Annotated in this window: 20 protein-coding genes and 1 tRNA gene; 13 read left to right on the top strand and 8 right to left on the bottom strand. The window is 72.8% G+C overall.

The window, feature by feature from the left end:
- Positions 1-44 precede the first annotated feature (44 nt).
- Both CHC11_RS25950 and CHC11_RS25945 read right to left on the bottom strand, forming a co-directional pair.
- Complete coding sequence (locus tag CHC11_RS25950) at positions 45-848, bottom strand: phosphatidate cytidylyltransferase (protein ID WP_089314418.1); 804 nt, start codon at positions 846-848, stop codon at positions 45-47.
- Positions 845-2,626, bottom strand: a complete 1,782-nt coding sequence (locus CHC11_RS25945) for an aminotransferase class I/II-fold pyridoxal phosphate-dependent enzyme (protein ID WP_089314417.1) — start codon at positions 2,624-2,626, stop codon at positions 845-847. Before CHC11_RS25945 ends, CHC11_RS25950 begins: the two co-directional genes overlap by 4 nt.
- 229 nt (positions 2,627-2,855) lie before the next feature.
- Between CHC11_RS25945 and CHC11_RS25940 the strand changes: the two genes are divergently transcribed.
- Positions 2,856-4,424 carry an acyl-CoA synthetase gene (locus CHC11_RS25940; protein WP_245919765.1) on the top strand — a complete coding sequence of 523 codons (1,569 nt, stop codon included), beginning with the start codon at positions 2,856-2,858 and terminating at the stop codon, positions 4,422-4,424.
- Positions 4,425-4,430: 6 nt separating this feature from the next.
- Here the strand turns inward: CHC11_RS25940 and CHC11_RS43550 are convergent, their stop codons facing one another.
- Positions 4,431-5,519, bottom strand: coding sequence for a PucR family transcriptional regulator (locus CHC11_RS43550; protein WP_089314415.1), 1,089 nt, complete (start codon positions 5,517-5,519; stop codon positions 4,431-4,433).
- A gap of 117 nt (positions 5,520-5,636) precedes the next feature.
- On the opposite strand from CHC11_RS43550, the gene CHC11_RS25930 reads away from it, so the two are divergent.
- The 5 genes from CHC11_RS25930 (at position 5,637) to CHC11_RS25910 (ending at position 9,687) form a co-directional block, all read left to right on the top strand.
- The gene (locus CHC11_RS25930) at positions 5,637-6,545 is read left to right on the top strand and encodes a proline dehydrogenase family protein (RefSeq protein ID WP_089314414.1); all 909 of its coding nucleotides are present in this window, start codon (positions 5,637-5,639) and stop codon (positions 6,543-6,545) included.
- Between the two features lie 9 nt (positions 6,546-6,554).
- Positions 6,555-8,186 carry an L-glutamate gamma-semialdehyde dehydrogenase gene (gene pruA, locus CHC11_RS25925; RefSeq protein WP_089314413.1) on the top strand — a complete coding sequence of 544 codons (1,632 nt, stop codon included), beginning with the start codon at positions 6,555-6,557 and terminating at the stop codon, positions 8,184-8,186.
- 135 nt (positions 8,187-8,321) lie between these two features.
- A complete protein-coding gene (locus CHC11_RS25920) occupies positions 8,322-8,723 on the top strand; it encodes a hypothetical protein (protein WP_143227322.1) in 402 nt (133 codons plus the stop codon).
- A gap of 107 nt (positions 8,724-8,830) precedes the next feature.
- Complete coding sequence (locus CHC11_RS25915) at positions 8,831-9,412, top strand: carbonic anhydrase (RefSeq protein WP_089314411.1); 582 nt, start codon at positions 8,831-8,833, stop codon at positions 9,410-9,412.
- A 201-nt stretch (positions 9,413-9,613) separates the two neighbouring features.
- A tRNA-Met gene (locus CHC11_RS25910) sits at positions 9,614-9,687 on the top strand.
- Positions 9,688-9,963: 276 nt separating this feature from the next.
- On the opposite strand, the gene CHC11_RS25905 is transcribed toward CHC11_RS25910, so the two are convergent.
- On the bottom strand, positions 9,964-10,815 hold the full coding sequence (locus CHC11_RS25905) for an SDR family NAD(P)-dependent oxidoreductase (protein WP_089314410.1): 852 nt from the start codon (positions 10,813-10,815) through the stop codon (positions 9,964-9,966).
- Positions 10,816-11,083: 268 nt separating this feature from the next.
- On the opposite strand from CHC11_RS25905, the gene CHC11_RS25900 reads away from it, so the two are divergent.
- From CHC11_RS25900 to CHC11_RS25880, 5 genes are all read left to right on the top strand, one after another.
- On the top strand, positions 11,084-11,452 hold the full coding sequence (locus tag CHC11_RS25900; protein WP_089314409.1) for a DUF3054 domain-containing protein: 369 nt from the start codon (positions 11,084-11,086) through the stop codon (positions 11,450-11,452).
- A gap of 134 nt (positions 11,453-11,586) precedes the next feature.
- Positions 11,587-13,236 (top strand): AMP-binding protein, encoded by a 1,650-nt coding sequence (locus CHC11_RS25895; protein WP_089314408.1) that lies wholly within the window; start codon positions 11,587-11,589, stop codon positions 13,234-13,236.
- A gap of 53 nt (positions 13,237-13,289) precedes the next feature.
- Complete coding sequence (locus CHC11_RS25890; protein ID WP_245919763.1) at positions 13,290-16,319, top strand: AMP-binding protein; 3,030 nt, start codon at positions 13,290-13,292, stop codon at positions 16,317-16,319.
- 99 nt (positions 16,320-16,418) lie between these two features.
- A complete protein-coding gene (locus CHC11_RS25885; RefSeq protein ID WP_089314407.1) occupies positions 16,419-17,777 on the top strand; it encodes a cytochrome P450 in 1,359 nt (452 codons plus the stop codon).
- Complete coding sequence (locus CHC11_RS25880; protein WP_089314406.1) at positions 17,774-18,583, top strand: SDR family oxidoreductase; 810 nt, start codon at positions 17,774-17,776, stop codon at positions 18,581-18,583. The genes CHC11_RS25885 and CHC11_RS25880 overlap by 4 nt, the downstream gene beginning before the upstream one ends.
- On the opposite strand, the gene CHC11_RS25875 is transcribed toward CHC11_RS25880, so the two are convergent.
- Positions 18,580-19,440 carry an oxygenase MpaB family protein gene (locus CHC11_RS25875; RefSeq protein ID WP_089314405.1) on the bottom strand — a complete coding sequence of 287 codons (861 nt, stop codon included), beginning with the start codon at positions 19,438-19,440 and terminating at the stop codon, positions 18,580-18,582. The two genes, CHC11_RS25880 and CHC11_RS25875, sit on opposite strands and share 4 nt — an antisense overlap.
- A 101-nt stretch (positions 19,441-19,541) precedes the next feature.
- On the opposite strand from CHC11_RS25875, the gene CHC11_RS25870 reads away from it, so the two are divergent.
- Positions 19,542-20,240 carry a TetR/AcrR family transcriptional regulator gene (locus tag CHC11_RS25870; RefSeq protein WP_089314404.1) on the top strand — a complete coding sequence of 233 codons (699 nt, stop codon included), beginning with the start codon at positions 19,542-19,544 and terminating at the stop codon, positions 20,238-20,240.
- A gap of 212 nt (positions 20,241-20,452) precedes the next feature.
- Entirely contained in the window at positions 20,453-21,937 is a 1,485-nt protein-coding gene (locus CHC11_RS25865) for a carboxylesterase/lipase family protein (RefSeq protein ID WP_089314403.1), read from the top strand.
- 380 nt (positions 21,938-22,317) lie between these two features.
- Here CHC11_RS25865 and lhgO read toward each other — a convergent pair whose 3' ends face one another.
- The 3 genes from lhgO to hisN all read right to left on the bottom strand — a co-directional run bounded on the left by lhgO (position 22,318) and on the right by hisN (position 24,682).
- Positions 22,318-23,508: an L-2-hydroxyglutarate oxidase gene (lhgO, locus tag CHC11_RS25860; RefSeq protein ID WP_089314402.1), complete on the bottom strand. Its 1,191-nt coding sequence runs from the start codon at positions 23,506-23,508 to the stop codon at positions 22,318-22,320.
- A 42-nt stretch (positions 23,509-23,550) separates the two neighbouring features.
- The gene (locus CHC11_RS25855; RefSeq protein ID WP_089314401.1) at positions 23,551-23,742 is read right to left on the bottom strand and encodes a hypothetical protein; all 192 of its coding nucleotides are present in this window, start codon (positions 23,740-23,742) and stop codon (positions 23,551-23,553) included.
- Positions 23,743-23,878: 136 nt separating this feature from the next.
- Positions 23,879-24,682 (bottom strand): histidinol-phosphatase, encoded by an 804-nt coding sequence (hisN, locus tag CHC11_RS25850; RefSeq protein WP_089314530.1) that lies wholly within the window; start codon positions 24,680-24,682, stop codon positions 23,879-23,881.
- Positions 24,683-24,694 lie beyond the last annotated feature (12 nt).

Below are 24,694 nucleotides of genomic sequence, written 5' to 3'. Positions count from 1 at the left end.
TCCGCTGGGTCCGGCCCTGGGGCCTTGGGGAAACCGGGCGGTCGTCAGGCGAGTGCCAGTGCTGGCACCAGGACGATGAGGAGAGAATCGAGCCTGTCGAGCAGGCCGCCTGCGCCCGCCAGCCAGGAGGCGGAGTCCTTGGCCTTTACGCCTCTCTTGACCATCGACTCCAGCAGGTCCCCCAGCGGGGCGCCGACCGCCACCGCGACGGCCCAGGCCGGCGTGAAAGCGCCGAGCACGGCCAGTGTGCCCAGTCCCGTGACGGTCCCGGTCAGCAGGCCGCTCCAGTGCTTGGACGGCGACAGCCGGGAAAGGGGCGGCCCGCCCAGCGACCGGCCGCCGAACGAGGCGGTGATGTCGGCGATCGACACCGCGGCGAACAGCGCCAGGCTCTCCGGGCCGAGCAGGACCACGCCGGCCAGCGGCGCGAACCAGATCACTCCGAGCACACCGAAACACAGCCTGGAGAGTCCGCCGGCCGCGTCACCGGCCAGGACCGGCACCAGGGCGACGGTGGCGAGGGTGAGGGCGAGAAGGCGGGGCAGATGGCCGGGCGCCAGCCAGGCCGTCACCGGCGCCACGGGCACGGCGACGGCGAGCACTGCGCGGTCCAGCCGGGGCAGGCCGGTCAAGGCGGCGTATTCGACGGCGCACGCCACTCCCGCCGACGCGGCTAGGGCGGCCGCACCGCCAGGGCCCATGCCCAGGGCGACCACCACGACGGGCACGCCCACGGCCCAGGCGCACCACCGCAGTACGTACTCACGCCGCTTGGACAAGCCGGCCGCGATGCCGCCGACGCACAGCGCGCCGGCAAGGTAAGGGACCAGATCCGCGACCTCGGTCACGCCGTACCGTGCGGGACGCGCAGGGCCTCGGCTACGGCACCCGCCACGCGGGCGTTCGCGGCGGGGTCGCGGACCGCGATTCGCACCGTCCTGCCCTCGAACGCCGGGGACATCGGCGACAGGTCCCGCAGGAACACGCCCCGCCGCCGGCACCGGTCGACGAGCCGCGACGCGGTGAGGCCGCCCCGGGGCAGTGTGAGCAGCACGAAGTTCGCCACCGACTCACTGACGCGCAGGTCCTCATCGGCCTCCGCGAGCGCGGCGGCAAGTCCGGCGCGCAGCGCCGCCGTCTGGGCCCATCGGGCGGTGTAGTACGCCGGATCGCGCAGCGCGCCCACCGCGGCGATCTGGGCGGGCAGGCTCACCGACCACGGCGGGGTCCAGCGACGCAGATCCGCCACGATCGGTGGAGGGGCGGTGAGATAGGCCGCCCGCAGGCCCGACAGGGCGTACATCTTCGACAGCGATGTACAGACGACGGCGTTGCCGGCCTCCGCCGCGTAGGGCTCCAGCGTCTGCCCGGCGCCGACGTAACCGGCGTACGCCTCATCGATCCAGAATCGGGTCCCGCCCGGCGCGCCCTCCAGCACCTCCCGCAGTCCGGCCGTGTCGAGATGGACCCCGGTCGGGTTGTTGGGATTGACGATGACCACGAGGTCGTAGCGTTTCCGCAGGACGCGGGCGAGACGTTCCGGGTCGATCCGCCAGCCCTCCGCCCGGGACAACGGGAACCGGTCGGCGCGGCAGCCGATCACCTGCTCGACGACGTGCGCGTACTCGCCGTAACAGGGGTCGATCAGGAGCACCCTGCTGGAGGCGTCCAGCCAGCCGCGGAACGCGCGGAAGATCAGGTCGGAGGAACCCGCGCCGACCGCGACGGCGTTCTCGGGCAGGCCCCGGCGAAGCGCGATCTCCTCGATCAGCCCCTCCGCCCGCGCCGGCGGAGACGTGCGCGCGATCCACTCCTGCCCGCCGGTCAGGGCCGCGACCGCGGCGGGAGCCGGCGGGAACCAGGCGTCGAGCACGTCGGCGGGGACGACGTCGCCGTGCGCGCCCAGGGTGTCGAACCCCCGTCCCAGCGCCTCGATGGACGCACCGCCGTGCGCGCAGGACTCGTCCTCCGGCAGGAAGGACACCTCCAGCCTCCACCGCACCTTCCGTCCTAGATCGCGCAGCAGCGGTCCGTGCTGTCGCAGGGTCCGGTCGGTGAGCTCGGCGACGTCGCCGGTCAGGAGCTGGAAGTCCACCGCCCCCGATCGCACCGCCGTGCTGGTGGACGCGAGCCCCAGCGCCAGGTACATCGGCAGCAACTCGACCCGCCCCAAGGCGACGATGCTCCGGCCTCCGTGCCCCGCCACCCAGCGAAGCGCCGCGTACATCAGCAGCCTGCCGATCATCTTGCCCCGCAGGCCCGGATCGACGGCCAGGATCCGGATCTCGAACAGGCCGTCATCGCACAGCGCCGGATGCGCGTCCCTCCGCAGATGGCGATCGATCGAGAAGCGGCCCGCCCACGGGGGCGTCACACTGACGAACCCGGCCGGTTCTCCGCGGCGGACCGCCACGATGTAGACGTTGCTCCCGTCGAGGTCATCGGTGAGAAGGCCGGCGGCGTTGGGGGCGTGCTGGCCGAGTTCCCGCGCGTAGATCTCATGCCGGAGACGGCGGATCCACCCGTCGTCCGCCTCGGACGACATGCGGAACTCCAGCCCGTCGACGACCGCCGCGACGGACGAACCGCCGGCGGCCCGTCCCGGGGATTGCTGATCGGTGCTCATTGGCATCACCTCGGGTGCCACTCTGCCGAGGCCCTCGCCCCACCGCCTGAGCACCCGTGCTCAGCCGCCCGGGAGTCCGTACTCACTTCCGCCGCCGGTACTCCCGAGGTTCGGTTCGCGGGGTTCGGCCCTGACCCCTTTTCGGGGGTGGTGAGGGGGTCCGGGTGTGCGGTTATGATCGGCCTTCTTGCTCTCACCTGGCCTTTTTGTCGTGGAGAAGGTGGCGGTTGTGTCGGTCGTTGCTCGGGCTCGGCAGCACTCGGTGGGGGATCTGCTGCATCGGACGGCGCGGCGGGATCCCCGGAAGGTGGCCGTCGTCAGCGGGGAGCTGCGGGTCACCTACGCGGAGTTCGACGTCGCGGTGAACCGGGCCGCGCACGCGCTGGCGGCGCGGGGGCTCGGCAAGGGGGACCGGCTCGCGCTGCTCAGCCACAACTGCTGGCAGTACGCGGTCACCGTGTTCGCCGCGGCGAAGCTCGGCGTGGTGCTCGTTCCGGTGAACTTCATGCTGAACGCCGGGGAGATCGCCTACATCCTCGGGCACTCGGGGGCCTCCGGGATCATCGCGGAGGACGCGCTCGCCGCGACCGCGGAGAAGGCGCTCGCCGCGGCCGGCGTCCAGGACGGGGTGCGCGGGTGGATCCCGCTGTCGGGCGCCGCGCCGGGCGAGGGGTGGGAGGACGTCGACGCCTGGTGGCGCGAAGGGCCCTCGACGGCGCCGGACGTCCTCGTCGGGGACGACGACCCGCTGCGGATCATGTACACCTCGGGGACCGAGTCGCGGCCCAAGGGCGTGGTGCTGACGAGCCGGTCCCTCCTCAGCCAGTACGTGAGCTGCGTGGTCGACGGCGAGATGAGCTCCGACGACGTCGAGGCGCACACGCTGCCGATGTACCACTGCGCGCAGCTCGACTGCTTCTTCTCCGTCGACGTCTACCTGGGCGCCACCAGCGTCATCCTCCCCGGGCCGGACCCGGCGGCGGTGCTGGAGACGATCGAGCGGGAGAAGGTCACCAAGCTCTTCTGCCCGCCGACCGTCTGGATCTCGCTGCTGCGCCACCCCGACTTCGACCGGCGCGACCTGTCGAGCCTGCGGAAGGGGTACTACGGCGCGTCGCCCATGCCCGTCGAGGTGCTCCGGGAGCTGATGTGGCGGCTGCCGGACGTGCGGCTGTGGAACTTCTACGGGCAGACGGAGATGGCTCCGCTCGCCACCATCCTCAAGCCGCACGAGCAGCTCGAACGGGCCGGCGGCGCCGGGCGTGCGGCCATCAACGTGGAGACCGTGCTCGTCGACGACGACGGCGCCCCCGTGGCGCCGGGGGAGGTCGGCGAGATCGTCCACCGCAGCCCCCACGCCGCGCTCGGGTACTACCGCGACGAGGAGAAGACCGCCGAGGCCTTCCGGGGCGGCTGGTTCCACTCCGGCGACCTCGGGATCATGACCGAGGACGGCTACCTGACGGTGGTCGACCGCAAGAAGGACATGATCAAGACCGGTGGCGAGAACGTCGCCAGCCGGGAGGTCGAGGAGGCCGTCTACGAGCTGGGCGGGGTCGCCGAGGTCGCCGTCTTCGGGATCAGCCACCCGCACTGGATCGAAGCCGTCACCGCGGTGGTCGTGCCCAAGCCGGGCGCCGTCCTGACCGTGGACGACGTCCATGCCCATGCCCGCGAGCGTCTCGCCCCCTACAAGCGTCCCAAGTACGTCGTCCTCGCGGATGCGCTGCCCAAGAACCCCAGCGGCAAGATCCTCAAGCGGGATCTGCGGGAGCGGCACGCCGGTCTTGCCGAGTGACCCCCTTCAGGTGAGGTGGGGGGCGACCGTCAGGGCCAGGTGAAGGGTCAGGCGGTCCTGGCCGTCGGTGAGGGTGAGGGACGTCAGCTCCTCTATGCGGCGGAGGCGGTGGTAGAGGGTCTGGCGGTGGATGTTCAGGTTCTTCGCTGTCTGCTGGACGTTGCCCGCCAGGTCAAGGTAGGTGCGGGCCGTCGCGGCGAGGTCCTCGTGTTGCAGGAGGCGTTCCGTCCCGGGGGTCTGGGTCGTCTGGGCCAGGGCCTCGTCGCCCGCGGTGCGGAGGAGGCGCAGGACGCCCAGGGACGTCCAGTCGCGGGTCTCGCCGGGGGCGGCGGTGCGGGCGGCCACGCGGGCTCGGAGCCAGCCCTCGTGGACGTCGTCCAAGGTCGGGCAGGGCGAGTACACCCCCGTCTGGACGGGGGCGTTGCGTTCCTCAAGGAGGCGGCGGGCGCGGGGCAGGGCGGCCGGGGCGTTGCCCGCGGGGAGGAGCAGGACGTGGTCGCGCTGCCACACCGTGGCCAGGACGGAGTGGGGGAGGAGCCACGGGTTCAGGGGCTCGGGGCTCGGGGTGCGCAGGACGGCCACCGTGAGGGGCGTGTCGGCCGCTCCGGCGTCGGTGAGGTCGTCGGCGGCCTGGCTCCGGACGTCGGGGTGCGTGGACAGGAGGTCGGCGACCTTCCAGCCGAGGTCGTCGCGCTCGCGGGCCTGGCGGGCCATGAGGAGGCCGGCGCTCTCGCACAGGGGCATGGCCCTGGCAGCCTGGGGATCGGTGATGCGCTGCCGGTCGTCCAGCAGCCAGAGGTAGCCGTAGGTGACGTTGTTCCAGCGGACGGGCAGGCACAGGCGGGCGAGCTGGCCCAGGGCGGCGTCGGCCGGGATGCGGACGGGGCCCGTCGCGCGGGCGATGCCGTGGCGCTCGAAGCGGGCGCGGACGGCCTCGGTGGCGCGGCGGTGCAGGATCGAGTCCATCCGGACGGGGTCGATCGTGTCGCCGTGCGCGGCGTAGGCGACCAGGTGGAAGTCGCGGTCCTCCAGGGTCGCGGGCGCGCCCAGGAGGTCGGCCGCCTGCTCCACGATCTCCTGGAGGTCGAGTGCCATCGCGATTCCTTCGTACATCTGTATGAGGCCAGGCGGCCCTGAAAGTGGCGTTTGACTATAGGGGGTGCGCGGCGGTGCTCCTAACGTGCGAGGTGTTCCTTGACGTTGGAGGGTTCCATGCTCAGCCCGCTTCTCCTCGCCGCCGCGCGCAGCGGACGGATGCGCGATGTCATCACCTCCGTGCCGCTGACCAGGGGAGTAGTCGACCGGTTCGTCGCCGGGGACGATCTCGACGCCGCCCTTGAGGGCGTGCGGGAACTGCGGGACGGCGGGCTGGAGGTCACCCTCGACCACCTGGGGGAGGACACCCGGGAGCCCGCCCAGGCGCGGGCGACCCGGGACGCCTACCTGCGGCTGTTCGCGGCGTTCGAGGAGCAGGGGCTCGCCGGGGGCTCCGACGCCTCGGTGAAGCTGTCCGCGCTCGGGCAGGCGCTGCCCGGCGACCTCGCGCTCGACCACGCGCGGGAGATCTGCTCCGCGGCGGGGCGCGTCGGCATGACCGTCACCCTCGACATGGAGGACCACACGACCGTGGACTCCACGCTGGAGGTCCTCGGGAAGCTGCGGGTCGACTTCCCGTGGGTGGGGGTCGCCGTCCAGGCGATGCTGCGGCGCACCGAGGAGGACCTGCGGGGCCTGGTGGGCGAGGGGTCGCGCGTGCGGCTGGTCAAGGGCGCCTACGCCGAGCCCGCTTCGGTCGCGTTCCAGAGCAGGCACGAGGTCGACCGGGCGTACGTCCGGGCGCTGCGGCGGCTCATGCGGGGCGAGGGATACCCGATGGTCGCCAGCCACGACCCCCGGATCATCGAGATCGCGCTGTCCCTGGCGGCCGAGCGGTCGCCCGCCTCCTACGAGTTCCAGATGCTCTACGGGATCCGGGCCGCCGAGCAGCGGCGGCTCGCCCAGGCCCACCAGATGCGCGTCTACGTCCCCTACGGGGCCGACTGGTACGGCTACTTCATGCGGCGGCTCGCCGAGCGGCCCGCCAACCTCGCCTTCTTCCTCCGTTCGTTCGTCTCCCGCTAAGGAGTTTCCATGGACGCCGTCACCAACGTTCCGACGCCGGCGAACGAGCCGGTGCGCGGCTATGCGCCCGGCAGCGCCGAGCGGGCCCGGCTGGAGGCGAAGCTCGCCGAGCTGACCGCCGAGTCCCCGATCGACCTGCCCATGACGATCGGGGGCGAGCGGCGGCTCGGGGCGGGCGCCAAGGTCGCCGTCGTCCAGCCGCACCGGCACGCTTCGGTGCTCGGCACGTTCGGCACCGCCACCGAGGAGGACGCGCGGGACGCCGTCGCCGCGGCGCTGGAGGCCGCGCCCGCGTGGCGGTCGATGGCCTTCGACGACCGGGCCGCGATCTTCCTGCGGGCCGCCGACCTGCTCGCCGGGCCGTGGCGGGAGACGCTGCTGGCCGCGACGATGCTCGGGCAGTCCAAGACCGTCCAGCAGGCGGAGATCGACAGCCCGTGCGAGCTCGTCGACTTCTGGCGCTTCAACGTGCACTTCGCGCGGCGGATCCTCGCCGAGCAGCCGATCAGCGGCCCCGGCGTGTGGAACCGGTCGGACCACCGGCCGCTGGAGGGGTTCGTCTACGCGATCACCCCGTTCAACTTCACCGCGATCGCCGCGAACCTGCCCACCGCGCCCGCGCTCATGGGCAACGTCGTGGTGTGGAAGCCGTCGCCCACGCAGACCTACTCCGCCGTGCTCCTCATGAGGCTGCTGGAGGAGGCCGGGCTCCCGCCGGGCGTCATCAACCTGGTGACCGGCGACGGGCTCGCGGTGTCGGACGTGGCGCTCCGGCACCCCGACCTCGCCGGGATCCACTTCACCGGCTCCACCGCGACGTTCCAGCACCTGTGGAAGACGGTCGGCGCCAACATCGAGAAGTACCGGAGCTACCCGCGGGTCGTGGGGGAGACGGGCGGCAAGGACTTCGTCGTCGCGCACCCGTCCGCAGACCCGGCCGTGCTGAAGACGGCGCTCGTCCGCGGCGCCTTCGAGTACCAGGGCCAGAAGTGCTCCGCCGCGTCCCGCGCCTACATCCCGCGCTCCATCTGGGAGGACGGGTTCAAGGAGGCGCTGGCCGCCGAGGTCGACGGCCTCACCATGGGCGACGTCGCCGACCTGTCCAACTTCATGGGCGCGGTGATCGACGAGCGGGCCTTCGCCAAGAACAAGGCCGCGATCGAGCGCGCCGAGGCCGACCCGGACGTCGAGATCGTCGCCGGCGGGACCTGCGACGACTCCGTCGGGTACTTCGTGCGGCCCACCGTGCTCGTGTCCGGCGACCCCGAGAACGAGATCTTCCGGACCGAGTACTTCGGGCCGGTCCTCGGCGTCCACGTGTACGAGGACGCGAGGTACGACGAGATGCTCGCCCAGATGGAGTCGGTCGCCGACTACGCCCTGACCGGCGCCGTCATCGCCACCGACCGGGCCGCGGCGGCGCGCACCGCCGAGGTGCTCCGGTACGCGGCCGGCAACTTCTACATCAACGACAAGCCCACCGGCGCCGTCGTCGGGCAGCAGCCGTTCGGCGGCGCGCGGGCCTCCGGCACCAACGACAAGGCCGGCTCGGTGTTCAACCTGCTGCGCTGGACGTCCCCCCGCTCGATCAAGGAGACGTTCGTCCCGCCGACCGACTACCGCTACCCGCACATGCAATAGGCGCCGCTCGGGCCCTGACGGGGTCGGTGGCCGCGGGCCCGCACCCGAGTGGTGCGGGCCCGCGGCCGTGGGGAGGCAGACCCGCATGCCCGTCACAGCTAGTATCCGATCATTACTATGGGTAACCTTCGACATGTGGGAAAGCGTGCGACCGAGGCAGGCGAGCCGCGTGCACGGATGATGCGCGCATGGGTGTTGGCGGCGATCCCCTTGGTGCTGTTGCTGCACGGGGTGAGCCACTCCAGCGGCCATCGCGGCAGCGCGGCGTACATCGCTAAAGCCGACCGGCCGGCCGCCTCGGTGTCCTGCACGGATTCGTTCACCCACGGCGCGGAAGCCCTCTCCCAGCCGTCCGTCGAGCACTGCGAGGCCGACCACGGCTCCTACTTCGGAGGCGCCGCGCACTTCCCGCCCGGCGTGGCCGCTCCCGCCGTGACCGCCGTGACCAGACGCCCGGCGGCCGGCGCCGGCAGACCCTCGACGGCCAGGGGCCCCGCGGCGCCGTCCCGCAACCGATCGCAGATCCTGCGCTGCTGATACCGGACGCCCACGTGGACGAGCGCGCGGTCGAACGCGTGTGAGTTCCGCGTACCCGCACCTGACCCCGTCTGGTTCGTCACCGGAAGCGAAGGACCTGCTCCCCCATGCAACCTCTCATCGACCATGCCCGCCTCGCCCCGCAGCGCCAGGCCGGTCACCGGACCGGCGGCGCGCCGACCCCGGCGCCGCGGGCGATGTTCATCGCCTGCTCCGACGCCCGTCTCGTGCCGACCGAGCTGACCGGTGCCCGGCCGGGCGAACTGTTCGAACTGCGCACCGCCGGCAACGTCATCCCGCCGCACCGGATCGGACGGCTCACCGCCGAGGCCGCGACGGTGGAGTACGCCGTCAACGTGCTGCGCATCACCGACATGATCCTGTGCGGCCACAGCCAGTGCGGCGCCGTCCAGGCCCGGACCCGCTCACAGGCCCCGCGGACCGCGCCGACGATGTGGCTGTGGCTGCTGCAGACCCACCACTGGCGCCGGCTGAACGCCCCCGAAGCGAACCCCGGCGCGGATCCCGGGCACCTGCATCTGCTCGCCCAGGCGGACAAGCTGCGCCGCTACCCGGCGGTGACCAGGAGCCTGCGCAGCGGACGCCTGCGCATGCACCTCTGGTACTACGACGTCAGCACCGCGACCGTCTCGGCCTATGAGGAGAGCGGGGTCTTCGCCCCCCTCTGACGGCCCGGCTCAAGGCGGGGACCTACGGCCGGTTCTTCGGCCCCCTGACGCCCGTCGCCGGGAGTGAGACCCAGCCGCGGCTGCAACATCCCCGCCCACCCCCGACCACGACACCTTCACCACCGACCTCACCGCCGCCTCCAACCCCCACCCGAACCCGTTTGCCTAACCCACCCCCACCCCATACAGTTAAGACATCGCCGCGGGGTGGAGCAGTTCGGTAGCTCGCTGGGCTCATAACCCAGAGGTCGCAGGTTCAAATCCTGCCCCCGCTACTGGTCCTAGGGTCCCCCTGGTCGCCGCTTTGCGGCTTCCCCAGGGGGACCCTTCGCTTTGCCCGGGGGACGATCCCCCGGAGCCCCCTGTGCCGCCGCCATCCCCCACCCGCCCGCCCCTGGGGCTTCGCCCCTAGACCCCCCTCGGTCCCTTGGGGCTTCGCCCCTCGGTCCTCTCCGCTTCGGTCCTCGGTCCTCTCCGGTTTCGGGCTCTTCGCCAGAGCCCGCCCCTGGGCCACGGGAACGACGCGGCTCAGGGGGTGGTGCTCGGACGGGTTACCGGGTCTTCTGATCGAGGTTGCCGTGGGCCTCGGCCGACAGGTCCTGTCCTTCGTCCCAGACCTTGAGCCGCTCGGCGTAGGCCTGCTGGATCATCGGGTAGAAGCCCTGGCCGAACAGCACCCGCAGGGGCGGTTCGTCGGAGTCGACGATCTTCAGAAGGGTCTGGGCGGCGGCGGCCGGGTCGCCGGCGGGCTGCTTGCCGGTGACCTCGGCGAGGCGTCGGCGCAGCGGAGCGTAGGCGGGGGCGGCCTCGGCCATGTGGCCGTTGTCGAGGGGGTCGGGGTTCTTGCCGGACCGGGTGGCGAACCCGCCGGGCTCGATCACGGTCACCTTGATGCCGAAGTCGGCGACCTCGCGGGCAAGGGCTTCGTTCAGGCCCTCCAGCGCCCACTTGGAGGCGTGGTACGCGCCGCCGAGCGGCATCGCGATGAGACCGGCGGCCGATGACAACTGGATGATGTGCCCCCGCCCCTGCTCTCGCAGGTAGGGCAGCGCGGCCTGCACGATCCACACCGCGCCGAACAGGTTGGTCTCCATCTGGTCGCGCAGTTCCTGCTCGGTCAGCTCCTCGATCGCGCCGACCTGCGCGTAACCGGCGTTGTTCACGATGACGTCGAGACGGCCGAAGTGCTCGGCGGCCCGCCGCACGCCCGCGAAGGCGGCGGCCCTGTCGGTCACGTCCAGCGCGAGCGGGAGCACCGCCTCGCCGTAGGCGGCGACCAGCTCGTCCAGGCTTGCGGTGTCCCGAGCGGTCGCGGCCACCTTGTCGCCGCGCGCCAGAGCGGCCTCAACGAAGCTGCGGCCCAGACCGCGCGACGAACCGGTGACGAACCAGACCTTGCTCATGATGTCTTTCCCATCCTTCGAAGTCATGCTGTCGAACACGAGACACCGACGGACCGGCCCCCGTAACAGGCGCGGCCATATGGCCCGCGTCACACGGGATTGCCCCTCCCGCGCGCCACCCGAGCCGGCCCTCTCCGTTCCCGGTCGGCCACCGGTGGATGGGCGGGCGCCGGCGTCCCCGAGAGCGCGGCCGCACCATAGGTGCCCGACCATGACGCGGCCGTTCCCCGGCGGCGGCGGCTCGGACGCCGGCGCTTAGCCTTGAGGGGTGCGGAAGGTCTTGGGTGGGGTCGTCGACGTTCTCTGTGTGCTCGTGTTCGTCGCTGTCGGACGGGCTTCGCATGAGGAGGCGGCCAGTTTGGGCGGGTTCTTGACCACTGCCTGGCCGTTTCTCGCGGGGCTTGGTGTCGGGTGGGGGCTTCTCCGGGCCTGGCGGCGGCCTGAAGGGATCCTGCCCGTCGGTGTCGGGGTCTGGGTCTCCACCGTGGCCGTGGGGATGGTGCTGCGGGTCCTGGGCGGGCAGGGGACCGCCCTTGCGTTCGTGATCGTGGCTTCCGTGTTCCTCGGGGTCGCGCTGGTCGGGTGGCGGCTCCTGGTGCGGGCGGTGGGGGCTCGGAAGGCGTCCGCCCCCGGGTGACGGGCTTGTGGGACGCCTCCAAATGACCGGGCGGTCTCTTTGGCTGATCGAACCGGTTGACGGGGTCGCGCAGCCCTGGTGAAGTTACCCGCGAGTTATGTACGGGCGCGAGCCTTTCCTGTGAAGGGGACACGATGCCATCTGCGCTGCGCGACTGGCTGGACAAGCCGAACACCGGACGCGGCGTCCATCTGGCGGCCGACGACGGCGGCTGGGAGTTCCGCGACTACGGTGAGCTGGCGTCGGCCGCGCGACGCACCGCGGGAGCGCTGGTCGAGGAGGGCGTCCGGCCGGGCGACGTCGTGTGCCTGGTCCTGCCCACGGACTTCACCTGCGTCGAGACGTACTACGCGGTCTGGGCCGCGGGGGCCACGGTGTGCCTGATCACTCCGCCGCTGTTCCAGGACGGCGACGACTACGTCGCGCACGTGGCGGCGATCCTGCGGCAGGCGTCGCCGGCGCTGGTCGTCGCCTCCGACGGGCTGGCCGACTACGCGCGGCGGGCCATGGCCGACGCCGGGCTGGACGGGGAGCCCTGGCGCCCCCGGCAGGCCGCCGAGGAGATCGAGGTCCAGCCCGCGGGTGAGCTCGCCCTGCTCCAGTTCACCTCCGGGTCCAGCGGGTCGCCCCGCGGCGTCATGGTCACCTGGGAGAACCTGGAGGCCAACAGCGAGCTGATCGCGCGCATGGCCGGGTACGAGGACGGGGACGTGGTGGCCTCCTGGCTGCCGCTCTACCACGACATGGGGCTCATCGGCTGCTTCGTCACCCCCATCGCGCGGCAGGGGATGCTGAAGCTGATGCGGCCCGACCACTTCATCCGCGACCCGGCACGGTGGCTCCGGTGCTTCGCGGAGGCGGCGCACACGGCGGCGCCTCCGTTCGCCTACGCCTACTGCGCGCGGCGGGTCAAGCCCGAGCAGCTGGAGGGCCTCGACCTGTCGGGCTGGAAGATGGCGCTGATCGGCGCCGAGCCCATCGACCCGCACGCGCTGGAGGTGTTCGCGCAGCTCGTGGAGCCGTTCGGGTTCTCCCGGACGATGTTCAAACCCGCTTACGGGATGGCCGAGACGACCCTGCTCGTCACCATGGACGACGCCCCGCGCAACCCCCTGGCGATCCGGCCCGACCCGGAGGCGCTGGCGTTCGGGCAGCCCGTCCGGATCCTGGCGCAGCACCGGCTCGGGCCCGAGTCCCTCGGCGCCAAGGCGGGCTGGGTCGTCGGGTGCGGGACGCCCGAGGACGACGTGCCCGTCACCATCGTCGACGACGAGGGGCGCGAGCTGGAGAGCGGGCTCCTCGGCGAGATCGTCGTGGGAGGACCGTCGGCGTGCCCGGGGTACTTCGCGGGGGCCGAGGCCAAGTCGACCCGGTTCGTGGACGGGAAGGTCTACACCGGCGACGCCGGGTTCTTCCACGAGGGGCAGCTGTTCGTCCTCGGGCGGATGGGCGACAGCATCAAGGTGCGCGGGCGCTCGGTCTACGTCGAGGACCTCGAATCCAAGATCGCCGAGGTGAGCGGGCTCGGGAAGGGCCGCATCGTCGTGGTCGGCGTCCCCGGCGCCGGGCGCAAGGGGCTCGCGCTGTTCGCCGAGACGCAGGACGAGACCTGGATCGGCGGGGTGCGCGAGATGCTGCGGCGGCGGCTCGGGGACGACGTGGAGCTCACGATCGTCGTCGGCGCCGGGCTGATCCAGCGCACCTCCAGCGGCAAGCCCCGCCGCAGGTACATGTGGGAGAGGCTGCAGGGCGGCCACATGGAGGGCGCGCGGATCATCAGCTGATTGCTAAAGCCGGTGGAGACAGGACAACATGGCGTTGACGCTGTGAGAGGGCCATGATGCCGGCTGTTGCCAGAACGCTGCTCCGTGCGGTTCGAGGGGGGGCGGCCCCCCTCGCCCCCCGTGTCGCTCCGCTCCTTAAGGTCGGCTCCCGCCTGGGCTCTACCGCCCAGAACGCCCTGGAGGTCGCCCGTTTCGGCGGCTTCGACACCGACGAGGACGCCTCGCCCTGCGACGTGGTGACCGAGCAGCGCGTCTACCGGCTGCGGCACTACTTTCCCGGCGCGGGCGGCGGGCCGGTCGTGCTGCTCGTCCCGCCGCTGATGATCACCGCGGAGGTGTACGACATCTCCTCGCGGGTGAGCGCGGTGCGGGTGCTGCGCGACCTCGGCGTCGACCCGTGGGTGGTGGACTTCGGAGCGCCCGAGCGCGAGCCCGGCGGGCTGGAGCGGACGGTCAGCGACCACGTGCTGGCCGTCAGCGACGCGGTGGACCGGATCCGGGAGGCCACCGGGCGGGACGTCCACCTCGCCGGGTACTCGCAGGGCGGCATGTTCGTCTACCAGGCCGCCGCGTACCGGCGCAGCGAGGGCATCGAGTCCGTGGTGACGTTCGGGAGCCCGGCCGACACCAGCGTCGGGCTGCCGTTCGGGCTGCCCAGCTGGCTGGCGTCCGAAGGGGTCGAGCGCATACCCGACGCCCTGCTCGGCGGGTTCGCGGTGCCGGGCTGGGTCACCCGGCTCGGGTTCCAGCTCCTCAGCCCCGTGAAGTCGGTGCGCTCGCGGGTCGACTTCATCCTCCAGCTGCACGACCGGGAGCGGCTCGCGCCCCGGGAGCGCCAGCGCCGGTTCCTGGAGCGGGAGGGCTGGGTGTCGTGGCCCGGGCCCGCGCTGGCGGAGTTCATCCGCCAGTTCATCCAGCACAACCGCATGCTGACCGGCGGGTTCCTCATCGGCGACCGGCTCGTCACGCTCGCCGACATCACCTGCCCCGTCCTGACGTTCCTCGGGGAGGTGGACGAGATCGCGGCGCCGCCGATGGTGCGCGGGATCAGGCGGGCCGCCCCGCGCGCCGAGGTGTACGAGGCGTCCCTGCGCGCCGGGCACTTCGGGCTCGTCGTCGGCAGCCTCGCCATCGCCCGGACCTGGCCGGCCGTCGCCGGGTGGGCGCGCTGGCGGGACGGCGAGGAGGAGCTGCCCGAGATCGTCGTGCCCGTCGCCGGGGACGAGGAGGCCGCGCCCGGCGGGCTGCCGGGCGGCCCCGCCGGGTACGGGCTCCAGCTCGCCATGGGCATCGGCGCGAGCGCCGCCCGGTCGGCGTACCGGACCGCGTCGCGGGCCGTGCACGGGACCCGCCAGCTCGGCGGGGAGGCCGCGCAGAACCTGCCGCGCCTGGCCCGGCTGGAGCGCATCCAGTCCGACACCCGCATGTCCATGGGGCTGCTGCTGGACGAGCAGGCCCACCGCATGCCGGACGAGGTCTTCTTCCTGTACCAGGGGCGCGGGCACACCCACGACGCCGCCAGGCGCCGCATCGACGCCGTGGTCCGCGGCCTGATCGACATCGGGGTGCGGCGCGGCGACGCGGTCGGGGTGCTGATGGGCACCCGGCCGACCGCGCTCGCGCTCGTCGCCGCGCTCAACCGGCTCGGCGCCGTCGCGGTGCTGCTGCGGCCCGACGGCGACCCGGCCGCCGAGGCCCGGCTCGGCCAGGTCACGCGGGTCATCGCCGACCCCGAGCACGCCGCGGCGGCCGCGAAGCTGGCGGACGTGCCCGGCTTCCTGCTGGGCGGTGCGGGACGCGGCGAGCGCGGTCCGCTGATGGACATGGAGGCCATCGACCCGGACCGGGTCGACCTGCCCGGCTGGTACCGGCCCAACCCGGGCCGGGCCGGCGACCTCGCGTTCGTGGTCTTCCGCGGCGACGGGGACCAGCTGCGCGCCAGCCGCATCACCAACCGGCGGTGGGCCCTGTCGGCGTTCGGGACGGCGTCCTCGGCCTCCCTGTCCTCGTCCGACACCGTCTACAGCCTCACGCCGCTCCAGCATCCGTCCGCGCTGCTGATGAGCCTGGGAGGAGCCGTGGCGGGTGACGCGCGGCTGGCACTGGCCAGCGCGTACGACCCGGAGACGTTCTGGGACGAGGCGCGGCGCTACGGCGTGACCGTCGCCTCCTACACCTGGACGCTCCTGCGCGAGCTCGTCAACGCCCCGCCGAACCCGGCGGAGCGGCACCACGCCGTCCGGCTGTTCATCGGGTCGGGCATGCCGCGCAACCTGTGGCGGCGGGTCGAGCAGCGGTTCGCGCCCGCGCGGGTGCTGGAGTTCTACGCCTCCACCGAGGGCGAGTCGGTGCTGGTCAACCTGAGCGGCAAGAAGCCCGGGTCGCTCGGGCGGCCGCTGCCGGGCAGCGCCGAGGTGCGCCTGGCCCGCTACGACCTGGAGAGCGGGCGGCTCGCCGAGGGACCGGACGGGTTCGCCGTCGCGTGCGAGCCCGGCGAGATCGGCATGCTGCTCGCCCGGGTGCGGCTGTCGGCGATCGGGTCGGCGGCCCGCCCCGTGCGGGGGGTGTTCCGGCCCGAGGACGCCTGGACGATCACCGGGGACCTGTTCCGGCGGGACGACGGCGGCGACTTCTGGCTCCTCGGGCGGGAGACCGAGCTGATCCGCACGGCCGACGGCATCGTCCCGCCCGGCCCGATCATGGACGCGCTCGGGGACCTGCCGTACGTCGACGCCGTGGCCGTCTACGGGATCCCGGTGGGCGGGACGGAACTGGCCGCGGCCGCGGTGAGCCTGCGGGCCGCCCGGGGAGGCCGCGCGCAGGACGCCGTCAAGCCGGTGGACCTGTCGGAGGCGCTGCTGCGGGTGGAGCCGGGGCTGCGGCCCGCCATCGTGCGGATCGTGGACGAGGTGCCCGTCACGGCGGGACGGCGGCTGCGGACGGCGCCGCTGCGGGACGAGGGCGTCCCGGCGGCGGGCGACGGGCGCGCCTTCTACCGGGACAGGGCGGGCGCGTACCGGCCGCTCACGGACGCGGCGCGGCGGCGGCTCCTCAAGGCGCAGCCCGCCCGCGAGGCCCGCTGACGCCCAAGTCACCGCGGATAAGTCTGGACTTACGGGCGGCCGTTGCGTTAGAACAAAGCAACAGAATTCGCGCATTTGTTGCATGCGTCCGGAGGGGTCATGACGAGCGTTCTCGCGCCGCCGCCGCAGGGCAGCGACCTGAAACCGGTGCCCGGCGTGCCCGGCGTCCCCTACATCGGCAGCACGCTCGCGGTGATGCGCGACCCGATCGGGGTGGCCCGCAAGCGGTACGCCGAGTACGGCCCGGTCGCCTGGGGATGGCTGCTCGGCCAGCGGACGGTCACCGTCCACGGACCCGAGGCCGCCGAGGTCGTCCTGGTCAACCGGGACAAGGCGTTCGCGAACGGGCCCGCGTGGAGCTACTTCATCGGCCCGTTCTTCAACCGCGGCATCATGCTCCTGGACTTCGAGGAGCACCTGCACCACCGCCGCATCATGCAGCAGGCGTTCACCCGTCCCCGGCTGCACTCCTACATGGACGCGATGGCGCCCGGCATCGTCAAGGGCGTGGAGTCGTGGGAACCCGGACGGGACTTCAAGGTCTACGACCACCTCAAGAAGCTCACGCTCGACCTCGCGGTGGACGTCTTCATGGGCGTCGAACTCGACGACGCCGAGCGCGCGCGGGTCAACGGCGCGTTCATCGACGCCGTCCGGGCCGGGACGGCCTACGTCCGCTTCCCGGTCCCCGGGCTGCGCTGGCACAAGGGCCTGCAGGCCCGCAAGGTGCTGGAGGAGTTCTTCCACCGGCACCTGCCCGCCAAGCGCGAGGGCGGCGGGAGCGACCTGTTCTCGGCGCTCTGCCAGGCCGAGACCGACGACGGCGAGCGGTTCACCGACGAGGACGTCGTCAACCACATGATCTTCGCGTTGATGGCGGCGCACGACACCACCACCATCACGCTGACGACGATGGCCTACTACCTGGCCAAGTACCCCGAGTGGCAGGAGCGGCTCCGCGAGCGGTCGCTCGATCTCGGCAAAGAGCGGCCCGGCTTCGACGACCTGGACGCCTTCACCGGCATCGACATGGTGATGAAGGAGTCGATGCGGATGGTCACGCCCGTCCCCGCCCTGCCGCGCAAGGTCGTCAAGGACACCTCCATCCTCGGCTTCCACGTCCCCGCCGGGACGACCGTCGTGGTGCCGATGCTCAGCAACCACCACATGGCCGACTGGTGGACCGATCCCGACGAGTTCGACCCCGGGCGGTTCTCCCCGGAGCGCCGCGAGGACAAGGTCCACAAGTACGCGTGGGCGCCCTTCGGAGGCGGCGCGCACAAGTGCATCGGGCTGCACTTCGCCGGGATGCAGGTCAAGACGATCCTGCACCAGATGCTCCTGCGGTACCGCTGGAGCGTGCCCGCGCGGTACGAATGGCCCCTGGACACCACGTCCCTTCCCTCGCCCAAGGACGGGCTCCCCGTCCGCCTCGACCGACTGGAGCAGCGAACATGAGCAAGGCCGTCGCCATCACCGGGGCCGCGCGGGGGATCGGCCTCGCCACCGCCCGCGCCCTCAAGGCCAGGGGCGCCACCGTCGTCATCGGCGACATCGACGAGACCGCCGTCAAGGAGGCCGCCGAGTCGCTCGGCGTCACCGGCCTCGCCCTGGACGTCACCTCCCGCGAGTCGTTCACCGCCTTCCTCGACAAGGCCGAGGAGGCCGCCGGACCGCTCGACGTCGTCGTCAACAACGCGGGGATCATGCCGATCGGGCCCGTCACCGGCGAGAGCGACGCCGACGCCCGCCGCTGCATCGACATCAACGTGCACGGCGTCATGCTCGGCACCAAGCTCGCCCTCGACCGGATGCTGCCGCGCGGCCGGGGCCACGTCATCAACATCGCCTCGCTCGCCGGCGTCATGTTCACCCCCGGCCTCGCGCTCTACAACGCCAGCAAGGCCGCCGTCGTCGGGTTCACCGAGGCGACCCGGCTGGAGGTCCAGGACCGCGGCGTGCACGTCAGCGCCGTCCTGCCGACCTTCACCAACACCGAACTGACCGCCGGGACGCGCAGCCCCAAGGGGCAGAAGAACTGCGAACCCGAGGACATCGCCGCCGCCGTCGCCCGGCTGGTCGGCAGGCCGCGCCCGCAGGCCGTCGTGCCGAAGAAGCTCGGCGCGCAGGTCCGGCTCGGCGCGCTGCTGCCCGAGCGGGTCCGGCAGGCGACCTCCCGCCGCCTCGGCCTGGACAAGATCTTCCTGGAGTACGACCCCGAGGCGCGCAAGGGCTACGACGCGCGCATCCGGTCGGGGTCCTAGACCGCTCCGGTCCGCCGCGCCCTGCGGAAGGCGCGGCGGGCCGGCGGCAGGTAGCGGACGGCCTCGGGCAGCAGCGGCCACACCCGTCCCGCCGCGCGGACGGCCGCCGCGAACCGCCGGTGGCGGCGCTCGTCGGCGGCGCTCCACGGCAGGTCGAGCAGCTCGCGCATCCGCGGGTGCAGGCCGCCGACCGTGATGAACCGGGCGACCGCGTTCAGCGGCGGCGACACCGCCCGCCACACCGGCGCCGGCACCTTCGGCGGCGCGGGCAGCCCCTTGGTGACGTAGCCGACGCCGTACCGGGCGGTCCGGTGCGGGACGATCTCCTCGTCCAGCATCCGCTTCCAGTACGCCTGGAAGGCATCCCAGTCGTCCGGCATGGCCCGGTCGCTGACCCCGTACATCCGGAACCAGGTCTTGGACTCCTCGTAGATCCGGCGCCTGTCGTCCTCGCCGAGCGGCCGGACGAAGGTCTCGACGCCGTACAGCATGGTGTCGAGGAAGGTCGCGTGCGCCCAGTAGTAGGTCTCGGGATCGAGTGCGTGGTAGCGGGAGCCGTCCGGCAGCGTCCCCTTGATCTCGCGGTGGTGGTCGCGGACCCTGCGGCCCGTCGCGGCGGACCGCTCCCCGCCGTACACCGTCTCCAGGATCGGGCCGGCGGACCTCCTGACCCGCGCGAACGTCTCGGCGAAGAACACCGAGTGGTCCAGGACGCCCTGGCCGAGCGCGGGGAGCATGTTCTGCAGCACGGCCGCCCGGGGGCCGACGAGGAGCATCCGGGTGTCGCCGAAGTACCGCCAGGTCAGCGAGCCGGGCCCGAGGGGGGCCGGGGTCCGCGCGTCGGCCTCGTCCGTCATGTGCACCGCCGGGGGTCGGAGCAGAACTACAGAACGACGATTATTGTAACTGTGTCGCACCCGGCGGCGAGGCGCCGGGTGCCCGGCGGTTAGGGTGTGTCATGACCACGGACGCGAGCGGCGCGCAGGGGCTGCGGGACCGGCTGGCGGCGCCGGACGCCGGCGCCGACGAGCTCGACACCCGCATCTTGGACGCCGCGCTCGCGGAGTTCGAGACCTACGGGCTGCGCCGGGTCAGCGTCGAGGACGTCGCCAGGCGGGCCGGGGTCGCGCGCACCACGATCTACCGGCGGTTCACCAACAAGGAGCAGCTGCTCCAGGCCGTGATCCTGCGCGAGTGCCGCCGCTTCCTCACCGCGATCGCCGAGGCCACCGAGGACCTCGCCTCCCCGGAGGACGCCGTCGTCGAGGGCTTCGCGGTCGGCCTGCGCAGCGCCCGCACCCACCCGCTGATGACGCGCGTCCTGCAGAGCGAGCCCGAGGCGTTCCTCCCGCAGCTCAGCATGAACGGCGGCGCGGTGATGCTCGCGGCCCGCGACATCCTCGCCGACCGGCTGCGCCGCGCCCGCCCCGGCGTCGCCGAGGACCACGGCACCGTGGCCGAGGTGCTGCTGCGGCTCGCGGTGTCGCTGCTCCTCGTGCCGGGCGGCGGCCTCGCGCTGGACGACGAGGACGCCATCCGCGCCTTCGCCCGCGACTACCTCACGCGTCTGTTGGCATTTCCCTCCTCCTTCGGGCCCGGCGGCCCTCCATCGTCGGGAAACGCGGGCGATCGCCGGCATCGATCCGACTCGCCTTGAGGCTCGCTGCGCGATCAGATTCTTGCTTTGCTCAAATCTGCCTTCGGACGCGATCGCGGTCCCTCAGGTCGTCGCGTGGTTGCGGTGGGGGCCGAGGCCGCTGCGACGCGGTTCCCGGGTGCCTACGGGTGGGGGGGGCTGAGCGTTCCGCGCTCGTGTCGTCTCCCGTACGCTCTGGTTGTCGAATTTCGTTCTAGAATCGGAGGCGCGGCATGGCGGCTGTCGTACAGACGTCCCGCGGGAGAGTCCGGGGCGCGGCACGGGACGGCGTCACCGCCTTCCTCGGCATCCCCTACGCCGCGCCGCCGTTCGGACCGGACCGCTTCCAGGCCCCGCGCCCGCCCGAGCCGTGGGACGGCGTCCGTGACGCCGTCGAGTACGGCCCGACCGTGCCCAAGCCCGGCTACCCCCGGGTGTTCGCCGCGCTCCTGCCCGACCCCGCCATTCCGGGTGACGACTGCCTCAACCTGAACGTGTGGACACCCCGCCTCCCGGACGGTGCCGGACCGGACGAGGCGGGCCTCCCGGTGATGGTGTGGATCCACGGCGGCGCGTTCCGGAACGGGTCGGGCGCCGTCCCCGTCTACAGCGGCCACACTTTCGCCCGCGACGGCGTCGTCTGCGTGACGATCAACTACCGGCTCGGCGTCGAGGGCTTCGCGCACCTGCCCGGCGCCCCGCCCAACCGCGGGCTGCTCGACCAGATCGCCGCGCTGGAGTGGGTCCGCGACAACATCGCCGCGTTCGGCGGCGACCCGGCCCGGGTCACCGTGTTCGGCGAGTCGGCGGGCGCGATGAGCGTCACCACCCTGCTCTCCCTCGACCTCGGCCTCTTCCACCGCGCCGTCGCGCAGAGCGGTGCGGGCAGCATCGCCCAGGACCCGGCCGACGCCCTGCTCGTCACGCGGGAGATGGCCGCCCGCCTCGGCGTCGAGCCCACCGCGGAGGCGTTCGCCGTGCTCGACCCGGCCGCGATCATTCCCGTCCAGAACGCCGTCGCCGCCGAGGTCGCGGCGCTGCCCGACCCCGGCCGCTGGGGCGCCACCACGGCCGCGGGCGGCATGGCGCTCACGCCCGTCCTGGACGGCGAGCTGATCACCCGCCGCCCCGAGGACGCCCTCGCCGCCGGCGCCGGGCGGGACGTGGACCTGCTCATCGGCTACACCACCGAGGAGTTCCGGCTCTTCCTGATGCCGACCGGGATCGCCGCCGGCCTGAACGACGAGCTGGTCGGCGCCGTGGCCGCGGGCATGGGCGTCCCGCCCGGGCTGCCCGCGGCCTACCGGGCCCACCACCCGAACATGGCGTCCGGCGAGCTGCTCGCGGCGATCATCACCGACAGCCTGTTCCGCATCCCCGCGCACCGCGCCGCCGCCGGGCACGCCGATTCCGGCGGGCGCACCTGGATGTACGAGTTCGCCTGGCGGTCGCCGAACCACGACCTCGGCGCCTGCCACGCGCTGGAGATCGGCTTCGTGTTCGACAACCTCTCCGCCGAGGAGGAGGGGCTCACCGGGCCGAACCCGCCGCAGGCGCTCGCCGACCGGATGCACCGCGCCTGGACCCGCTTCGCCGTGGACGGCGACCCCGGCTGGGAGCGGTTCGACCCGGCGAGCCGCGCGGTGATGGTCTTCGACGGCCCCGGCGACGAGACCATCCGCGACCCCCACAGCCGCGACCGCAAGCTCTGGGACTGAAGCAGCCGCACCCTCGATCGCGCCGATCTCAGCCACCGCCGCAACCCCGCAACGACCTGGGGGCCGCGATCGCAACCCCGCAACGACCTGGGGGCCGCGATCGCAACCCCGCAACGACCTGGGGCCGCGATCGCAACCCCGCAACGACCTAGGGCCGCGATCGCAACCCCGCAACGGCCTGGGGCCGCGATCGCAACCCCGCAACGACCTGGGGGCCGCGATCGCGTCCGAAGGCAGATTCGAGCGAAGCAAGAATCTGATCGCGCAGCGAGCCGCAAGGCGAGCCGGAGCGATGCCAGCGATCGCCGCAGTGCCCGACGATGGAGGGCCGCCAGGCCCGAAGGAGGAGGGCACTGCAATGAACAAGGAGGGCACTGCGATCAGAGCAGGCGGTCCACGATGTGTTCGGCTATGGCCAGGGAGGACGTCGCCGCCGGGGAGGGGGCGTTGCGGATGGTGGTGATCGGGCCCAGGCGTCCTATGCGGAAGTCGTCCACCAGCGAGCCGTCGGGGTCCACCGCCTGGGCGCGGACGCCGGCGGGGGCCGGGACGACGTCGGCGGTCGTCAGCTCGGGGACGAATCGGCGCGCCTCGGCGACGAACGCCCGCTTGACCGCCGAGCCGTACAGCTCCCGCGCGCCCGTCCGCCAGTGCCGCCGCGCCAGGCGGCGGAAGCCGGGCCAGCGGGCCGCCTCCCACAGGTCCGCCGGACGGACGTCGCGCCGCCGGTAGCCCTCCCTGGCGAGGGCCAGGACGGCGTTCGGGCCGATGTCCACGCCGCCGTCCACGCGCCGGGTGAAGTGCACGCCGAGGAACGGGTAGCGGGGGTCCGGCACGGGATAGATGAGGCCGCGCACGAGTTCCGTCCGGGACGGGACGAGGCGGTGGTACTCGCCGCGGAACGGAACGATCGCCGGGGCGGGGGAGTCGCCCGCCAGTCGCGCCACCCGGTCGGACTGGAGGCCCGCGCAGACCACGAGCCGGTCGAAGGTCAGCTCCTCGTGCGGGGAGGCGACCGTGACGCGGTCGCCCGCCCGGCCGATCCGCACGACCTCGAAGCCGAGCCTGACCTCGCCGCCGCCGGCCGCCACGTCCGCCGCGAACGCGCGGGCCACCGCCGGGAAGTCGACGATCGCCGTCGTCGGGGAGTGCAGGGCCGCCACGCCCGCGGCGTGCGGCTCGATCCCGGTCAGCTCGCCGCCGGTCAGCCGCCGCAGCCCCGGGACGCCGTTGGCGGCCGCGCGGCGCTCGATCTCCTCCAGCGCGGCCGTTTCCGACGCATCGCGGGCGACGACGAGCTTGCCGCATTCCTCGTACGGCAGGTTCCGGTCCGTGCAGAACTCTTTGAGCATGCCGATGCCGCGCCTGCACAAGGTCGCCTTCAGCGACCCCGGCGCGTAGTAGAGGCCCGCGTGGGCGACGCCGCTGTTGTGGCCCGTCTGGTGGGCCGCGACACGGTCCTCCTTGTCCAGGACCGTCACCTCCAGCCCCGGACGCTCCAGCGTCAGCCTGCGCGCGATCGCAAGACCGACGATGCCCGCGCCGACGACGCCGACCCGTGTCTCCGCCACACCCGCACCCTAGCGGGGGCGGGGCTCACCGCCTCGGGGGACTCAGCTCCCGAGGCGCTTGCGCCCCTGCGCCCGCACCCGCTTGCGCTGGGACGTGTCGAGCATCATGTACCCCACGAGCGGCGCGCCGAGGACGCCGAGGATGATCAGCGCGCTCAGCCACCACGGGAAGACGAACAGGGTCAGGAAGCCGACGACGACTCCGCCGATCACTAGCTTGGTCTGGGTCGACATCTCGCACCTCCGTTGACGGACCGCCCACTTGTAGAACGGCCGGCGGGCGACCGCTGTTCCACGATATGTCGCGAGTCTGTCGAGCGCCATGGCGGATGCGCCCCGGTCGGATGCGCCCCGGTCAGATGTGCCCCGGTCAGATGCGCAGGGAGAGCTGGCCGCCGCCGAGGGTGCGGAGGACCTCCGCGTGCAGCCTGCCGTTCGTGCACACGACGCTGCCGCCGTCCGGGCCGGGCACGCCCGACAGGTCGGTGAACATGCCGCCGGCCTCCTCCACGATGACCTGGAGGGCGGCGAGGTCCCACAGGGACACCTCGGGCTCGGTGGAGATGTCGATCGCGCCCTCGGCGACCATCATGTGCGACCAGAAGTCGCCGAACGCCCGCGTCCGCCACACCGAGCGGGTCAGTTCGAGGAACCGGGGCAGCCGGTCCTGCTCCTCCCAGCCGCTCAGGCTGGAGAACGACAGCGACGCGTCCGACAGCCCGCTCACCGACGAGACGCTCATGCGGGTCGCGCGGGTGAGGCCGCGGCCCGTCCAGGCGCCGCCGCCGCGCGCCGCCCACCAGCGGCGGTTCAGCGCGGGCGCCGACACCACCCCGACGACGATCTCGTCGTTCTCCATCAGCGCGATCAGCGTGGCCCACACCGGGACGCCGCGCACGAAGTTCTTGGTCGCGTCGATCGGGTCGATGATCCAGCAGCGGTTGCCGTACCCGGTCCTGCCGTACTCCTCGCCGAGCACCGCGTCGCGCGGGCGGGCCCGCTTCAGCGTGCCGCGGATCTGCTCCTCCACGCTGCGGTCGGCGTCGCTGACCGGCGTCAGGTCCGGCTTGGTCTCGACGTCGAGGTCGAGGGCGCGGAAACGCTTGGTCGTGATGTCGTCGGCCCCGTCCGCCAGCACATGCGCGAGACGCAGGTCATCGGAATAGCCCGCCACGGCGAGCCACGC

It is taken from the genome of Actinomadura mexicana, from assembly GCF_900188105.1.
GTDB classification, from domain to species: domain Bacteria; phylum Actinomycetota; class Actinomycetes; order Streptosporangiales; family Streptosporangiaceae; genus Spirillospora; species Spirillospora mexicana.
This window is presented reverse-complemented; position numbering and strand designations above follow the sequence as displayed.